Source organism: Sneathiella sp. (assembly GCF_036960985.1).
GTDB lineage: Bacteria > Pseudomonadota > Alphaproteobacteria > Sneathiellales > Sneathiellaceae > Sneathiella.
This window is the reverse complement of sequence record NZ_JBALWD010000002.1, coordinates 1-16,275: the sequence shown is the minus strand read 5'-3', so window position 1 is coordinate 16,275 and position 16,275 is coordinate 1. Positions and strand designations below refer to the sequence as shown.

The window sequence follows — 16,275 nt, the reverse complement described above, 5'->3', positions numbered from 1 at the left end:
CAACTCTTTTACACTTCAGAAAGCTTTCAAGATTTCTTAAAAATACAGAAAAGCCAACCAAGTGATCCCCAATAGTCAAATTGTTAACCATTTCTATTAACTATAAAAATTAGTTACCATTAACAATCGGTTAAGATTATAGGCTCAACTTAAAAGGAAAGACAACAAGTTAAGTCTAAATCCGCTACTACTATTTTGTTATACTAGATATTGGGGGCATTTGTCGTAAAACTACTGGAATGAACCATTTGTTGTACTGTGCGCCATAAATTTTCACGGCGGTTTCTAGAAAAACGGCGTAAATTCGGTCACAATGGTTTCATAAATGTCACGCTTAAAGGGCACAATTTCACCAATTAGATTTTTTGGAGGTGACCATTTCCATTCTGCGAATTCCGCATGTTTTGTGGCGATATTGATGTCTGCATCTTCGCCGAGAAATCGAAAAAGAAACCATTTTTGCTTTTGACCCCGATATTTTCCTTTCCACACTTTTCCAACCAGGTCCGCGGGGAGGTCGTATTCAATCCACTCCTTTAAGCTGTGTAAAAGCTCAACATTTTGAGTGCCGATTTCCTCCAAAAGTTCGCGGTGAGCTGCTTCCAATGGCAGCTCTCCCGGGTCAATACCGCCTTGGGGCATCTGCCAATATTGGGACACCATATCAAGTCGGCGGCCAACAAAGACATTGTTTTCTTTGTTTATCACCATCATGCCAGCGCATGGCCGATAAGGAAGTGGAGTGGTTGGGCTGGACATTGTCATTTAACATCCTGTCTGTTCACCAACGCAGAAATGGGCGCGAGGACAATTCCTTTTTCTGCCAATGATGCTGTCCAGGTTGCCAAACGTTCTAGTGTCGCTGGATAAGGATAGCCGATGCCAATTGCAGAACCTGTCTTCAGTGCTATATTTTCAAGTTCAACGAGCCGCGCATCAAGCGTTTCAACATCTGCTCGATGATCCAGGAACCGATTGTTCAACGCAACCGGAATAGAAAGTTCTTTAGCTATCTTGGCAGCAACGCTATTGCTGGCAGTTCGACTGTCAACGTAAAGCAGACCCTTCTCTTTTAGGACGGCAAGGACCGGTTCGATATGTGAACGTGAAGCTGTAAATTTTGATCCCATTTGGTTCGTGAGTCCAGTATACCCAGAAAACCGATCCAGGCTCCAATTAAGTCGTTCCAAATTCTCGACTGGTGTTAGGCTCGTTAGCAGGGCGCGTGGGCCGGGATCTGTCTTGGGGTAGCCCATGGGTTCCATTGGGAGCTGCAGCAGGACTTCATGACCTCTCTCTCTTGATTTATCGATCCAGCTTTGCAATCGCCGACCGTAAGGGTTGAAGGCTAATGTCACAGCGGCTGGGAGTTGATCAATTGCGGCTGTCGTACCGGCTTTGCTGATGCCCATCTCACTCACAATAATCGCAATCCGAGGTCGGTTCGCAGCATCCTCGAAAGGTTGTGCGTTTGCTTGCCACAGGGGTTTGTTTTCTGGGGGCAGTGTCAGGACCACGGGTTCAACGGGTGTTGAGGTTATTTTTGGTGCGGTCTCTACTGGTTTCTCCTCCGGAATGGTAGGCGCGATGAAAGCATAGGAAGGTTGTGAGGGGGGCAGGACCAGGGCCATTTCAACAGCGCCTCTGGCTGGGAGAGACGGCGTTTCTTCAAGCCACGCAGGTGTCTCCACTTTGGTTTCTTCGGTTTCTGAAATCAGTTTTTCTGTCGTTTTATCGCGAGGGGCCACAACAATTTCTTCTGCGATTTCAGGCAACGCGGGTTGTTTCGGGGCTGGAGCGGCTTTTTGCACATCCAAACTCGGGGCAGGGGCCGGCGGAATATCGGCAACAATAATTTCCCGATCAAATTCAACTGGAATGGCGACGATGGGGTCTATATCTTCTGCCGCAACGGTGGCTTCATCTGGCGCCTTTGAAACTTGATCCTGTGCCGCGGCTATAGTTGGTAGCTCGGTTGGGATATCATCGTTGGCCGGTGTCACTAGAGTGTCTGTGACACGCATATCAGGCTGCGTTATGGGCTCAGGAACGACAGGTGAGCCGGCGGCGGGTTCGGCAGCTAATATCTCCTGCATTTCCTTTTCTGGGATTGTGGACACACTCTCGCTGACTTGTATCGGTTTCTTGATCTGTTCAGGTGCTGCTTCAACGATTTCCGGCGTGACTTCTTCCGCTGCGACATTCTCAGCGATTTTTGGCGTATCGGTTGGCTGGGACTCGATTTCTGGCGTCTTCGGTGTTCCTAGCGGCACAAGCTCAATAGCACGGGCTAGAGTTGTTTCCGTCGGTTCTGGCTTTGTTTCGGTAATTACAGGCGTTTCAAGGGGTGCAGGCTTGGTCGCAGGCGGTTGAGGATCCAATACTATTGCCGTTGGTACTGCTTCTGTGATTTGATCAATAGGCTCGGCGGCCGGTGCTGGGCTTGCCGTTACTGTAGCAGAGGCCACTGTTTCTTTAACGGCGACATCGGTTTTTTCTTCAGCAACGACCCTTTTTTCCTGGTCGGTCGGCGTTGTTTTTTCGTGGGCAGAGATAATCGGATCGAAGACAACAAGGGGAGCGTCAATTGCTGCGACTGCAGAAACCACTTCTGGTGAAAAATCGCCGTCATGGTCTAAATAGACCCAGGCGCTACTGCCAATGACAGCAAGCATTAGAGCTATGGAAAAAACGAACAAAACCGACACCCTATTGCGAGGGGTCGGTTTTGATACGCGGTGTTCTTTTACATTTCGCACGACAATCGAGCCTTTTTAATCAGACGTTGGCCCGATTGCATTGCGCATGACAAATTTCAGGCCGGTAGGCAGATTATCCTTTTTTGGCATCTTTTGTAGCAAATAGCCAGACGCCTTTTAATAAATCCTTCGCCCGCAACAATTGGTAATCTAGATTTTCCACGGGTGCGTCACCTGCCTTGGCGGTTGGATCGGTTTTGGCGTCTCCTTTATTGCCGTTTTCCAGATGGTTCCGAAGATCAGCTTCAGTCCGACGTGCATTTGGTTTTAAAACTTCCAGTTTCGCCTGTTCAACTTCGATATCAGGGGTAATTCCCTTCGCCTGAATAGAACTCCCAGACGGTGTATAGTACCGCGCCGTCGTCATCCGCATTGCGCCTTTGCCTTGCAGCGGAACAATGGTCTGAACGGACCCCTTGCCGAAGCTTTTCGTGCCAAGAATTACCGCACGGCCGTGATCTTGTAAGGCACCTGCAACGATTTCCGATGCACTTGCCGAACCACCGTTTATCAAAACGATAACAGGTTTTCCTTCAGCGATATCATCAATTTTTGCGTTGTAACGCTGGGCATCATTTGCGTCCCGACCGCGCGTGGAGACAATCTCTCCTTTTTCAAGAAACGCATCAGAGACGGCGATAGCTTGATCCAGCAATCCGCCTGGGTTATTCCGCAAATCCAGAATAATTCCTTTAAAATCTCCGCCAGCTTCGTCTTTTAATTTCTGTACAGCCTTTCGAAGGCCCTTGTCTGTCTGCTCCGTAAAGCTGGAAACACGGACATAGAGAATATCTTCGTCTTCCAAACGTCCCCGAACAGACTGAACGGTAATAATGGCGCGCGTAATAACGATTTCAACGGGTTCTTTTTGACCTTCCCGGCGAATAGTCAGTGCAAGATCCGTATCGACTAAGCCGCGCATCCGCTCAACAGCCTCGGAAAGTGTCAAACCCATAACGGCTTCACCATCCAAATGAGTAATATAGTCACCAGCCTCAACGCCCGCTTTTGACGCAGGGGTGTCATCGATAGGGGAGACTACTTTTACAAGACCGTTTTCCATGGTTACTTCAATACCCAGGCCACCGAATTTGCCACGGGTTTGAACTTTCATGCCGTCATAATTTTTTGGGTTAAGGTAGCTTGAATGCGGATCCAATGAACTGAGCATACCATTGATAGCAGCTTCAATAAGTTCTGCGTCGTCAACCTCTTCCACGTAGTCTTCGCGAATTTTTGCAAACACGTCACCAAACAGATTCAATTGTTGATACGTTTCCGAGCTGGCTTCTAAGCGTTTATCCGGCGTCGCAATAATCGCGATAGACAACACGACTACCGTTACCGCCAATACACCCGTTACAACATGTCTCATTATCCGCTTACCTTTCTATTGGTAGCCATTAACCAGGGCCCTGGGTTAATGGGCGCACCTTTACTTCTAAGTTCCATATAGAGTTTTGGTTTGTCTTTACTACTTTTTTTCATTTGTCCGACTGGTTCTCCAGCAAGAAGAAGCTGGCCAACGGCACCTTCAATAGATCCTAATCCTGCTAATAGCGTATGATATCCATCTCCGTGATCAATGATCAGCAAAAGGCCGTAATGTCGAAATGGTCCCGCAAAGGCAATCTGGCCATCAAACGGGGAAATAACGGCGGCCTCAGGTCTACTCTCAATTACGATCCCTTTTTGCTGTCCTGTTTTCTTGGATTCATTGTAGTTTGAAACGATCGTACCGCCAACAGGTAAAGGAAGTGTGCCTTTCGCTTCGCGAAAGCGTTTGCCGATTGTTGCCCGGGCCACTTGCACCGGCTTTTCTTCAGCTATTTCCTTATTTTCCGCAGGTTTTACAATTTCAATTGGCTTTTCCGCGGTTTTATTAGCTTTTGCCACAGATGCCGCTTTCTTTTGTTGCTCTTTCAATTCGGCTTTCGTGCGGGCAATTTCTTGTTGCAGGCGTTTTTCTTCCGCAGCCTTGGCTTTCTGTTGATCCTGCGCCAGTTTTTCCATCAATGCGGTCGTATCACGGAGGTTCGCGGTCAGTTTGTTCAGACGTTTCTGTTCTTTGGTTCGAGAACCGGCAATCTTGTTTTGTGCCGCTTTTTTTGCCGCGATCAATTGATCGATGGATTTTTGCTCTATGAGCCTGATTTTTCGCAGATTTTCAAACTCGGCTTTCTCGCGAAAATAATCCGCCCGCAGGGTTTCCAAGGTTTCCAGTTGCCGCACCAGTTGATCGGCGTCATTTTTGAGGGTCGGAATGATATTGCGAAGAAGCGAGGAGGTCCGGAGGCTATCGACCAAACCCGCTGGATTTCCAATAATTGTACCTTCGGGCTGCCGGCTTAAATTGACCAATGCAGATAACGTTGCCGCCAGCTCCACATTTCTCTTCGATAAATCGTCAAGGGTATCATTTTCGACCTGCTTGATGTCCGATAGCCGCTGTTCCACATCCACCAGCTTTTGATCAAGAGAAGTGAGCGTCTTTGCGGCAGTGACCAGACTTGCTTTCAAGCCGATAATCTCGGCGTCCAGATTATTCAACTGAGTTGTAAATGTCTCGTTTCGGCTGGTCGAGGTTGCTAATGCTTTTTGTAAGGCTTTCAGATCATCTTGCGTCGTATTGGCTATGCTGACGGTCGGTGCCAATAATAGGCACAAAAGACAAAAATACGCTGAAACGGCGGAAAACCAGCCGTTACGGGCAAAGTAATTAATACTAGGACGCAGCACGTTTATGTTCATTTCCTTCTGCACCGATTGCCAGGTTATGTCCTGTCATTTCGGAAGGCACTGTAATATCTAAAAAATGTAAGAGTGTGGGCGCTATATCGGCAAGGGTTCCGTTTTCAAGTCGACTGATACCGTCGCCAGCGGCAAGCACAAACGGCACAAGATTTGTTGTATGGGCTGTATGTGGTCTATCCGTTTGCGGATCTCGCATCTGTTCAATATTCCCGTGATCTGCCGTAATCAGCATAACGCCGGTCGCCTCGGCAACCGCATCTCGCAGGCGGCCGATACAGCCGTCGATGGTTTCCACGGCTTTGATAGCAGCTGGCATGACGCCTGTATGGCCCACCATATCCGGGTTGGCAAAATTGACGATGATGAGATCAAAGGAACCTGATTGGATTGCGTCAATGAGTTTGTCTTCTACTTCAGGCGCGGACATTTCAGGCTTGAGATCGTATGTTGCGACTTTCGGGCTGGGCACTAGAATACGCTTTTCACCTTTATATACCCGCTCTTCACCGCCATTCAGGAAAAACGTCACATGAGCGTATTTCTCTGTTTCAGCGATGCGAAGCTGCGTGCGGCCGGCTTGTGAAACCACATTCCCCAAGGTGTTGTTTACTTGTACAGGCGGGAAGAATGCCGGAATAAAATCGGCGAGGGTGGTCGAATATTCGACCATTCCCTTGATAGAAGCCAGTTGAGGGCGATCCCCACGATCAAACCCGTCAAAGTCGGGCAGCACAATAGCACTGAGGAGTTCGCGCGCTCTGTCGGCACGGAAATTTGCACAGATGATGCCATCGCCATCTTGAATGCCGGTAAATCCGTCGTGGACTAGCGGTTTGATAAATTCATCTGTTTCTTTGATGTCATAGGCAGACCGAATTGCCGCAACAGGGTTCGTAAAGGAAGAGCCCGCGCCATTGAACAGAGCTTTGTAAGCAATCTGAACCCGATCCCAGTTCGTGTCCCGATCCATGGCAAAATACCGACCACAGAGGGTCGCGATGGTTGTATCGTTCAGGTCGGACAGGTCAGAGACCATTTTGGAGACAAAATCCGCACCGCTTGTGGGCGGAGTATCCCGACCATCCATAAAGCCATGTATCCGCACAGGGATACCGGCATCATCCAGAATCTTTGCGACCGCCACCAAATGATCTTGGTGAGAATGCACGCCACCGGGGGATAGAAGACCGGCGAGATGGCAGGTGCCACCGGTTGTCCGGAGCTTTTTGATGAGATCCTGAAGTCCAGTGTTCGTGACAAGGACGCCGGTCTCGATCTCCGTATTGATCCTCGGTAGATCCTGCAACACAACGCGGCCGCTGCCGATCGTCATGTGACCAACTTCGGAATTACCCATTTGACCGATCGGTAATCCGACATCCAGCCCAGAGGTTCCCAGGAGGCTTTTTGGTCTCGTTGCCAGCATGTGATCCCAATTGGGTGTCTGCCCTTGCGCGATGGCATTGTCTATCACTTTGTCACTATGGCCCCATCCATCCAGAATACAGAGTAGGACAGGCCCATTTGATTGTATTTTCACGTCGTTGGTCATGATGCCTTTATAGTACCGTTAGGTTTAAGATTCTATTAGTTTCATGCCCGATGATAGGGATGATTGGCTAGGATCGACGAAGCCCGGTAAAGTTGCTCTGCCAGGAGGCCGCGCACCATCAAATGCGGCCACGTCATTGGGCCCAATGAGAGGAGGCGGTCAGCGGCCTTCAAAGTTGACGGGGCATGGCCATCTGCGCCGCCAATCAAGAACGCGACATTTTGCGTTCCGTCATCGGCATATTGTTCCAGTAATCGAGCAAACTCGACGCTGGTAAGCGCTTTGCCCGTTTCATGCAGGACAATTAGGCGGGCTTTGTCGGGAACGGCTTTCATCAGCAGGTCGGCTTCATTGTTTTTTCGTTGAACGCCTTTTAGAGGGCGCTTTTCTTCAACTTCCCTCAGCTCAATAGGCCAGGGTAAACGAGCCGAATACTCACTATATAACGCAGGCAAGGGACCGCCACGAAACCTGCCGACACTGGCAATGGTAAGGCGCATACAGCCCTCCTGAACGTTTCAGCTTACTTGAAGCAGATAGCTAACTTGTCATTTCCATCGGAAAATCTGGAGACCAGATTTTTTCAAGATTATAGAATTCTCGAACCTCAGGACGGAACAAATGAATTATGATATCGCCCGCGTCAACCAGAATCCAGTCTCCGTTGGTTTTGCCTTCAATCCTGACGGAGCCAAAACCTTCTTCTTTGATACGCGTACGTAAATGATCCGCCATCGCGCCTACCTGACGAGAGGAGCGGCCATTGGCGATAATCATATAATCTGCGAAGGAGGTTTTACCGGCGAGATCGATAGAAACAAGTTCTTCCGCTTTGTCATCATTGAGTGTGTCTTCGACGAGGTCGCGGAGTTTAGCAACTACAGCTTTGTTAGCATTCATAATAGGGATCAATTATTCTCCATAAATGTGATCATGAAACATGCCTACACCGTTAATTTGGGTATTTTATGGCTCAAGAGCAAGTATTACCTGCTTTGTCATGAAAATTTCTTATATGTGTACTGCTGATTTTATGTGCCGTTTGCGACACAAAAACCCAGCAAGGGGGTGGGGTTAAGGCGAATTGCGGTATAGGTTTACCGTCGGCCGCCGGAAAAAGCCGATTTTTTCGATATTTATGGGCGATGGGCCCGTTCAACGCTCGATATGTGTAACCGGGACGGTTAAAAACTGCAATGGGAACTGTGTCCATTATGTCTTCCCATTGATACCATTTTGGAAATTGCACGAGATTATCGGCGCCCATAAGCCACACAAATTGACACTTGGGGTTTGATTCTATCAATTTTGGTAGCATTTTTGCTGTTCTTGGCTCGTTAATTCTGGCCTCAAAGGCAGAAATCTTGATCCGTGGATGCTTCGTGATTTTTTTTGCGCTGGCCATTCGGTCTTTGAACTCACCCATGCCCTCGCTGGATTTTAACGGATTTTGCGGGGAAACCAGCCACCAGACTTCATCCAGTCCAAGCAGTCGCAAAGCGGCCAGGCTGATTTCCCGATGTCCCTGATGAGCCGGATTGAAGGAGCCGCCCAGAATTCCAATTTTTTGTAGCCGCATATGAAGTATCAGGGCCGGATCTGGCCAGTCCCCTTAACAACATATTTGAAACTGGTGAGTTGCTCGACACCAACGGGGCCACGCGCATGCATCTTGCCGGTGGAGATCCCAATTTCCGCGCCCATGCCAAATTCACCGCCATCTGCAAATTGCGTCGACGCGTTCTGCAGCAATATGGCACTATCAACAATGTCCGTGAAAGTTTTCGCCGTGTCCGCATTCTCGGTGATGATGCAGTCCGTATGGTGGGATCCATATTGCTCAATATGGTCAATAGCAGCCAGTAGATTTTCTACTGTCTTAATTGACAGGATTGGTTCCAGATATTCTGTTTGCCAGTCTGCCTCTGTCGCTGCGATGACGCGCGGGTCCAGCGCCATGACGCTGTCATCACCGCGGATTTCACAGCCTGCGTCGATCAGGCTATCAAGGATTGCCGGAAGCTGGCTTGCCGCGGCGGACTTATGCACTAACAATGTTTCAAGCGCGCCACAGACGCTGACGCGGCGCATTTTGGAATTGAGGGTAATATCCAGACTCTTTTTAGGATCTGCGTCTTCATCAATATATATATGAACCAGCCCATCCAGATGAGAGAAAACGGGGATCCGGCTTTCATTCTGCACCCGTTCGATCAGCTTGTAGCTGCCGCGGGGAACGATCACGTCAACGAATTCAGACAGGATAAGTAATTCACCCACAGCCGCCCGGTCCGTGGTCGGGATCATCTGAATGGCATCAGCAGGCAGGCCAGCGCTGACAAGGCCTTCTTGCAAACAGGACCAGATGGCCCGGCTGGAATGATAACTTTCCGAGCCGCCCCGTAAAATACAGGCATTTCCGGCCTTCAGGCAGAGGCTACCGGCATCTGCAGTGACATTGGGGCGGGATTCGTAAATAATACCGATCACGCCCAAGGGAACCCGAACCCGTGAGATTTCAAGACCATTTGGCCGATCCCATTCGGCCATGATATCGCCGACGGGATCCGGCAATTCCGCAATAGCGTCCAAACCTGCCGCCATGGCGCCAATGCGCTCGTCGTTCAGTTCAAGACGATCCAACAAAGAGGCGGAAATGCCTTTTTCCTTCGCGGCAGCCATATCGGTTGAATTGGCCGCCAGTATTTCCGCGGATCGAACACGCAGCGCATTGGCGGCATCGCGCAGGGCTGAATTCTTGGCATCGGTTGAGGCCATGGCGAGAGTTTTCGCCGTATCTTTTGCGCGGCGACCCAGATCCTGCATCATACTGGCGATGGTATCGCTCTCGTCTAAATTCGAATGTACGGTCATGGAATTTTCCAATTTGCCAGTTAGTTTAACGCAAGTTCATCGCGGTGAATCATCTCGTCTCGCCCAGAATAGCCTAGAATCTCGGTGATCTCACCACTTTTATGGCCACAGATGCGCGCCGCATCTTCTGAGGAGTAGGCAATAAGACCGCGTCCCAGTTCCGTGCCCTCGGTATTCATCACCGTCACCAGATCGCCGCGGTCAAATCTACCATCTACTTTCGTCACACCGGCGGGCAGCAGGCTTTTGCCGGAATTCAGCGCTTTTTCAGCTCCGCCATCGACGAAAATCCGTCCTTGTGAGGTGAGGCTGGCGGCAATCCATTTTTTGCGGGCCTTACGCGGTGTGTCATGAGCAACGAAACAGGTTGAATTCGCGCCTTTCTCGATCGCCGACATCGGATGGGCGATTGTTCCGCTGGCAATAAACATTGTACAGCCGGCAGCCATGGCTATCTGCGCCGCTTTAAGTTTCGTAATCATGCCGCCGCTACCTACATCGGTTCGGGATGTGCCGGCCATGGCCATAACCTCGTCGCTAAGTTCTGTTACTTCGGGGATAAGGGTCGCGTCCTCATTTGCTTTGGGGTCGCGGTCATATAATCCGTCAATGTCGCTGAGCAGGACGAGGCAATCCGCACTGATCATCTGGGCGACACGGGCGGCCAGACGGTCATTATCGCCATAGCGAATTTCACTGGTCGCCACCGTATCGTTTTCGTTGACCACAGGAATAGCGCCGAGCCCAAGCAAGGTCGCGACCGTGCTCCGCGCATTCAAATAGCGCCGGCGTTCCTCTGTGTCGGAGGGAGTCAAAAGAATTTGCGCAACTTGCAGGTTCTGCAACGCCAGAATTTCCTGATACGCGTGGGCCAGTTGGATTTGACCGGCCGCAGCCGCAGCCTGACTTGCCTCCAGTTTGAGGGGGCCATTGGGTAGTCCCAGCACATGCCGCCCCATGGCGATGGATCCACTGGACACAATCAGTACTTCCTGACCGCGGGCGCGCATTTTCGAAATGTCCTCGCTGAGCGCGGTCAGCCAGTCCCGGCGAATTTGTCCTGTTTCACTATCCACAAGCAGCGCCGAGCCGATTTTGATAACAACCCGCTTGGCTTTGGTAAATCGATCGATTAAGGCTGCCATGTTTCAGGCTCTTCGCCGGCGAGGCGCTTTTCGGTTGCGATAATTTCGGCCGCCTCGTCTTTTTTACTGTCGTCGATAATCTTTTGTAAAGAGAACAGCAACTCTTCCACATTATCGCCGACAACAGCAGAAATGGTCTGAACGGATTTGCCCGAGGCCTTTTCAAGGGCGGCTTTCTTTTCTGCAATTTCTTCGTCAAAGAGGGAATCGATTTTGTTCAGAACAAGGATCTCTTCTTTTTCTGCAAGCTCCTGCGCATAGGCTTCCAGTTCGCCGCGGATCGTTTTATACGCCCCGACGACTTCTTCCTGAGTGCCATCCACCAGATGCAGGAGAACACGACATCTTTCCACATGTCCGAGGAAACGGTGACCAAGGCCAATACCTTCTGATGCGCCTTCAATCAGACCAGGGATATCGGCAAGCACAAATTCCCGCGTGCCGACACCGACAACACCAAGCTGGGGTACAAGAGTAGTGAAAGGATAGTCGGCGATTTTTGGTTTTGCCCGACTGGTTACGCTTAGGAACGTTGACTTGCCAGCATTGGGCAATCCGACAAGGCCGGCATCGGCGATCAATTTCAAGCGCAGCCAGATCCAGCGTTCTTCTCCGGGCCAGCCCGGTTCAATTTTACGAGGGGCGCGGTTCGTTGACGTTTTAAACGCCGCATTACCACGGCCGCCATCTCCGCCACTACACAAAACATGACTCTGGCCAATCGCGGTAAAATCCATGATCAGCGTTTTGTTGTCTTCTTCGAAAACCTGCGTGCCGACGGGAACTTTAAGGATCATGTCACTTGCCGCAGCACCGCTGCGATCGCGGCCCATGCCATGGGCGCCGCTCTTGGCCTTGAAATGTTGTTGATAGCGATAATCAATAAGGGTATTCAGGCCATCAACACATTCAACAATGACCGATCCGCCCCGACCGCCATCGCCACCGTTAGGACCACCAAATTCGATATATTTTTCCCGTCGGAAACTAAGGGCACCTGGCCCGCCGTTACCGGAGCGTAAAAATACTTTTGCTTGATCCAGAAATTTCATAAAAATTGCCTACCGAAATGTCACCGGAGCGATCCCGTTGACTATAGTTCAAAATAAAAAAAGGGGAATGGCCGGACCATTCCCCTTCTTCAATCTCTTAGCCGTGTAACGCGGGCGTTATGCCTGCTGTTCTACGGATACATAGATCTTTCCGCCACTCTTCTTGGTAAATTTAACATTACCTTCAGTAACGGCGAAGATGGTGTGATCCTTGCCTAGTCCAACATTATCTCCCGGGTACCATTGGGTGCCGCGTTGGCGCAGAATGATGTTGCCAGAAATAACTTTTTCGCCACCATATTTTTTGATGCCGAGACGACGACCTGCTGAGTCGCGACCGTTACGGGTTGAACCGCCAGCTTTTTTATGTGCCATCTAAACTACTCCTCAGTTTTCTTTGGCGCGGCCTTCTTAGGCGCTGCCTTTTTCGGGGCCGCTTTCTCTGCCTTAGGCGCTGCCGCTTTCTTCGGGGCAGCTGCTTTTTTCGGCGCAGCTTTCTTAGGTTCAGCTTTTTCTGCAGCCGGAGCATCTGCCTTCTTAGCAGGGGCGGCTTTTTTCGGAGCGGGCTTTTTGGCGCCCTTAGCAGAAATATCTGTAATCCGCAGAACCGTCAAATTTTGACGATGACCGGCTTTACGGCGGTAGTTCTGACGGCGTTTTTTCTTGAAGACAACAATTTTGTCCGCGCGGGCCTGTTCCAACAAAGTAGCGGAAACAACCGCACCTTCCAGAAGGGGTACGCCAACAGACAAAGCGCCGTCGTCACCTGCGATGGCCAGGACCTGGTCCAACTGTACATCGTCACCGGCTTCGCCTGCGAGGCGCTCTACCTTGATGACATCGTCTTTGGCGACTTTATATTGCTTGCCGCCGGTTTTGATCACTGCAAACATGGCTGATCCGTTTCGAACATAATGAATGGGCCGCCAAGACTGATTTCCCCGCGTACCTCAATTGAAGGGCGCAATATATCCATGAGACCTGCGAAGTCAACAGGATTCAAGCGCCTACCGAAAGTTTTTGAACCATTCTGCACTTGCACTGTGAAAACCCTTGCAGTAAAAGCCGCCATTCGGTGTTTTTAAGCCCATAGGCCTCTATATACAGGTTTACGGGCGCGGCGTCGAATTTGCGGTCGGTTGGCAGAGTGGCTGAATGCGCTGGTCTCGAAAACCGGTAAGGGTGCAAGCCCTTCGAGAGTTCGAATCTCTCACCGACCGCCAGAACTCTTTTTTAGACTATATTTCATATGTATGTTTGAAAGGCGCGGAAGATATTTTGTAATTCAACTTGTAGTAACGTCATGATAGTATTCACCTCTGATGGTTGAAGAGGAGGTCAAATCAATGGGTCAAGCAGTCATATTTGATATCGGTGGCGTGTTATTGGATTGGGATCCGCGTAATCTGTACCGTAAAATGCTCCCAGACGAGACATCAATAGATGCGTTTTTTGATGAGGTTGGTTTCGCCAACTGGAACGCCCAACAAGACAAGGGCAGACAATGGTCAGAGGGTGTGGCCGATCTATCAGAGCAATTCCCTCATCGTAGCTCACTAATCGAAGCGGCCCATTTGCGTTGGAACGAAATGATAGAGAATACGTTTCCTGACACGGTCGTTATTCTCGAATCTTTGGCGGCACAACAATTTCCACTTTATGCGATTACCAACTTTTCATCTGAAAAATGGGGTGAGGTGCAAAAGCGTTTTGAATTCCTTTCGTTATTTCGGGATGCGGTGGTTTCCGGAGATGAAAAGGTTATGAAACCCGATGCTGCAATATTTCAATGTTTATTAACTCGGAATGATCTTCAGGCAGGAGAATGTATTTTCATAGATGATTCACCGGTGAATACGAAAGGCGCGGAAGCCTTAGGAATGAAGACTGTGCGGTTTGAAACCTCGGCTCAATTGCGAAATGAGCTTGAAGAACATGGATTGATCATATGATCTTCCAGCAGCATCCGGTAATCTGGATGAGGCTTACTTGTCGCAACGATACGAAAAACTAAAACAAAAAACGGGAGGGTAATGTAATTACGAATCTGTGTATCGGAAGATTAAGTGAGATGTTTACGGTTCTCTGGATCTTACTGGCTTTCAGCACGTGCATCTTCTGGGTTTACAGCCGCGTGACCAGATCGGAAAACCTGCGTGTATGGCCGACCTGGGTAAAGCGAGTGACGGATATCGCGCTGGCAACAGCTCTATTCGCGTTCCTCTATACTGCCATCATTCTCGGGCAGGACGGCGCGCATCCAACCGCACAAATGTCGAGTGTCCCATTAGGGGAATGGTTTCTGATGTGGCCAATCCTGGTGCTTGGACTCATCGTGGCCTTCGTCGCTCTTAGTATTTCGCTGCTGTTCTCCCTGAATCCGAACGGCATAGCAAAACTCTATTTGGCGCGCATTCAGATATTCGCCTTTGTTGCTGTCTCCTTTATTGGCGTGATGGAGAACTTCCCGGACGCATAGGGATATAATTTCAAAAATAAAATTCGCTTTAAGAGCAGGGAATAGCCGTATTATCGGGCAGCTTTTTGTAGAGAAATTTTTGCGTACTCCCGTAATCATGCAGTATGATGGGATATCTGGTATTGCATAAACGACGGACGTTGCAACAAGACAGCTCCGTACCACTTATTTGGGAAGTATATCTATGAAGAAAATCGAAATCTCCCGTTATGGTGACCCTGAGGAAGTCGTGAGCTGTGTTGAAGGGCCTGATATCGATGCGCCAAATAAGGATGAAGTTGTTTTTGATGTTCTCGCCTTTCCTATCAACCCGGCGGACGTCGCTTTTTGCCAGGGGAACTACCGGCTGAAGCCTCCGCTGCCAACTACACCGGGGGCTGAATGCGTAGGGCGGATAATTGCGGTAGGCAGCGATGTCAACGCGGTTTCTATCGGTGATATTGTCATTAATCTGGAGCGGGAAAACTGGGCGCAGCAACGCCGCGTTAAAGCCACGTCGGTTATCAAATTGCCCAGTAATATTAATCTGACGCAGGCGGCGATGATCCGGATAAATCCGCCAACCGTCCGGCTGTTGTTGCAAGACATTGTGACGTTAAGCGCCGGGGATTGGATTATCCAGAATGTCGGCAATTCGGCAGTTGGCCGGCAAATAATTGCCTTGGCGAAACATCGGGGCATCCGCACGATTAATATCGTTCGCCGTGCAGATGTTTTTGATGATATGTACGCCCTTGGCGCAGATGTCTGCCTGCTGGATGGAGATGATCTGCAGGTCCGCGCCGACAAAGCCTGTGACGGCGCGGCGATTGTCCTGGGTATTGATGCCATCTCAGGCAGTGCGACAGCGCGCATAGCTGGATGTGTGGCGGAAAATGCCACCGTTTGCACGTATGGATCCATGTCTGGCCTACCCGCTTCGGTCCCTTCATTTGACCTGATATACAGAGGTATCACCTTTACTGGCTTTATGCTGGGAAGATTTTTGGCAAAATACTCGACGGCGGAAATCGAGGCTATTTATGCTGAGATCGCTGACGATGTTGCGTCGGGCCGTTTGCAAGCCCCTGTAGATAAAATCTATCCAATAGATGACATCAAGATAGCAATACGTCATGCGCAATCACCCGGGCACTACGGTAAAATTCTGATTGCGCCCAATGGAATGGATGTGCGTTAGCAATCCAATACGGGTTCGATGACTATTTAATAAAAACACGGAGCGCCAAACGTGAGTAAAAAACAAGTCATTCACTATACTGACTATAAGAGTCCATATGCGTATCTTGCAGTGGAGTCTGCATATGCATTGGAAGAGGATTTTGATTTGGAGGTTGTCTGGCGTCCTTATACCCTTGATATTGAATCTTTCGCCGGCTCTGTTGAAAATCGAAACCCTGTGCAGTGGCGGAAGATAAAATACGCTTATATGGACATGCGGCGTTTTGCAACGAAACGCGATCTGTTTATCAAGGGACCTCGCAAAGTTTACGACTCACATCCAGCGACGATTGGCATGCTGTTTGCCCAGGATCAGGGCCGAGAGATTTTCCGTAAATATAATGATGCCGTTTTCTATCGATTCTGGAACCACATAATAGAAGTGGATGATATCGACGCCATAGAAGCAATATTGGCAGAAGCCGGTGCGGATACCGGC

At 49.7% G+C, this 16,275-nt stretch carries 17 protein-coding genes and 1 tRNA gene; 5 read left to right on the top strand and 13 right to left on the bottom strand.

What is annotated here, in order from left to right:
* Positions 1-285 precede the first annotated feature (285 nt).
* From V7723_RS01150 to rplU, 13 genes are all read right to left on the bottom strand, one after another.
* On the bottom strand, positions 286-765 hold the full coding sequence (locus V7723_RS01150; protein ID WP_335682575.1) for an RNA pyrophosphohydrolase: 480 nt from the start codon (positions 763-765) through the stop codon (positions 286-288).
* Positions 762-2,699 carry a divergent polysaccharide deacetylase family protein gene (locus V7723_RS01145; protein WP_335682574.1) on the bottom strand — a complete coding sequence of 646 codons (1,938 nt, stop codon included), beginning with the start codon at positions 2,697-2,699 and terminating at the stop codon, positions 762-764. The genes V7723_RS01150 and V7723_RS01145 overlap by 4 nt, the downstream gene beginning before the upstream one ends.
* Before the next feature lie 133 nt (positions 2,700-2,832).
* Positions 2,833-4,134 carry a S41 family peptidase gene (locus tag V7723_RS01140; RefSeq protein WP_335682573.1) on the bottom strand — a complete coding sequence of 434 codons (1,302 nt, stop codon included), beginning with the start codon at positions 4,132-4,134 and terminating at the stop codon, positions 2,833-2,835.
* Complete coding sequence (locus V7723_RS01135) at positions 4,134-5,498, bottom strand: murein hydrolase activator EnvC family protein (protein WP_335682572.1); 1,365 nt, start codon at positions 5,496-5,498, stop codon at positions 4,134-4,136. Before V7723_RS01135 ends, V7723_RS01140 begins: the two co-directional genes overlap by 1 nt.
* Positions 5,485-7,065, bottom strand: a complete 1,581-nt coding sequence (gene gpmI, locus V7723_RS01130) for a 2,3-bisphosphoglycerate-independent phosphoglycerate mutase (RefSeq protein ID WP_335682571.1) — start codon at positions 7,063-7,065, stop codon at positions 5,485-5,487. Before gpmI ends, V7723_RS01135 begins: the two co-directional genes overlap by 14 nt.
* 41 nt (positions 7,066-7,106) lie before the next feature.
* The gene (rlmH, locus tag V7723_RS01125; RefSeq protein ID WP_335682570.1) at positions 7,107-7,565 is read right to left on the bottom strand and encodes a 23S rRNA (pseudouridine(1915)-N(3))-methyltransferase RlmH; all 459 of its coding nucleotides are present in this window, start codon (positions 7,563-7,565) and stop codon (positions 7,107-7,109) included.
* A 40-nt stretch (positions 7,566-7,605) separates the two neighbouring features.
* The gene (rsfS, locus tag V7723_RS01120) at positions 7,606-7,965 is read right to left on the bottom strand and encodes a ribosome silencing factor (protein ID WP_335682569.1); all 360 of its coding nucleotides are present in this window, start codon (positions 7,963-7,965) and stop codon (positions 7,606-7,608) included.
* Between the two features lie 73 nt (positions 7,966-8,038).
* Positions 8,039-8,644: a nicotinate (nicotinamide) nucleotide adenylyltransferase gene (gene nadD / locus V7723_RS01115; protein ID WP_335682568.1), complete on the bottom strand. Its 606-nt coding sequence runs from the start codon at positions 8,642-8,644 to the stop codon at positions 8,039-8,041.
* An 8-nt stretch (positions 8,645-8,652) separates the two neighbouring features.
* A complete protein-coding gene (locus tag V7723_RS01110; protein WP_335682567.1) occupies positions 8,653-9,939 on the bottom strand; it encodes a glutamate-5-semialdehyde dehydrogenase in 1,287 nt (428 codons plus the stop codon).
* A 20-nt stretch (positions 9,940-9,959) separates the two neighbouring features.
* Positions 9,960-11,084, bottom strand: a complete 1,125-nt coding sequence (gene proB, locus V7723_RS01105; RefSeq protein WP_335682566.1) for a glutamate 5-kinase — start codon at positions 11,082-11,084, stop codon at positions 9,960-9,962.
* On the bottom strand, positions 11,072-12,136 hold the full coding sequence (obgE, locus tag V7723_RS01100) for a GTPase ObgE (protein ID WP_335682565.1): 1,065 nt from the start codon (positions 12,134-12,136) through the stop codon (positions 11,072-11,074). Before obgE ends, proB begins: the two co-directional genes overlap by 13 nt.
* Positions 12,137-12,253: 117 nt before the next feature.
* On the bottom strand, positions 12,254-12,511 hold the full coding sequence (rpmA, locus tag V7723_RS01095) for a 50S ribosomal protein L27 (protein ID WP_335682564.1): 258 nt from the start codon (positions 12,509-12,511) through the stop codon (positions 12,254-12,256).
* 5 nt (positions 12,512-12,516) lie between these two features.
* Positions 12,517-13,029, bottom strand: coding sequence for a 50S ribosomal protein L21 (gene rplU, locus V7723_RS01090; protein ID WP_335682563.1), 513 nt, complete (start codon positions 13,027-13,029; stop codon positions 12,517-12,519).
* 240 nt (positions 13,030-13,269) lie between these two features.
* Between rplU and V7723_RS01085 the strand changes: the two genes are divergently transcribed.
* The 5 genes from V7723_RS01085 to V7723_RS01065 form a co-directional block, all read left to right on the top strand.
* Positions 13,270-13,359 (top strand) — tRNA-Ser (locus tag V7723_RS01085).
* Between the two features lie 123 nt (positions 13,360-13,482).
* The gene (locus V7723_RS01080) at positions 13,483-14,088 is read left to right on the top strand and encodes an HAD family hydrolase (protein WP_335682562.1); all 606 of its coding nucleotides are present in this window, start codon (positions 13,483-13,485) and stop codon (positions 14,086-14,088) included.
* A 230-nt stretch (positions 14,089-14,318) separates the two neighbouring features.
* A complete protein-coding gene (locus tag V7723_RS01075; RefSeq protein ID WP_335682561.1) occupies positions 14,319-14,615 on the top strand; it encodes a hypothetical protein in 297 nt (98 codons plus the stop codon).
* A gap of 184 nt (positions 14,616-14,799) precedes the next feature.
* Complete coding sequence (locus V7723_RS01070) at positions 14,800-15,795, top strand: MDR family NADPH-dependent oxidoreductase (RefSeq protein ID WP_335682560.1); 996 nt, start codon at positions 14,800-14,802, stop codon at positions 15,793-15,795.
* Positions 15,796-15,846: 51 nt separating this feature from the next.
* A partial coding sequence (locus tag V7723_RS01065) for a DsbA family protein (protein ID WP_335682559.1) occupies positions 15,847-16,275 on the top strand: 429 nt, incomplete at its 3' end.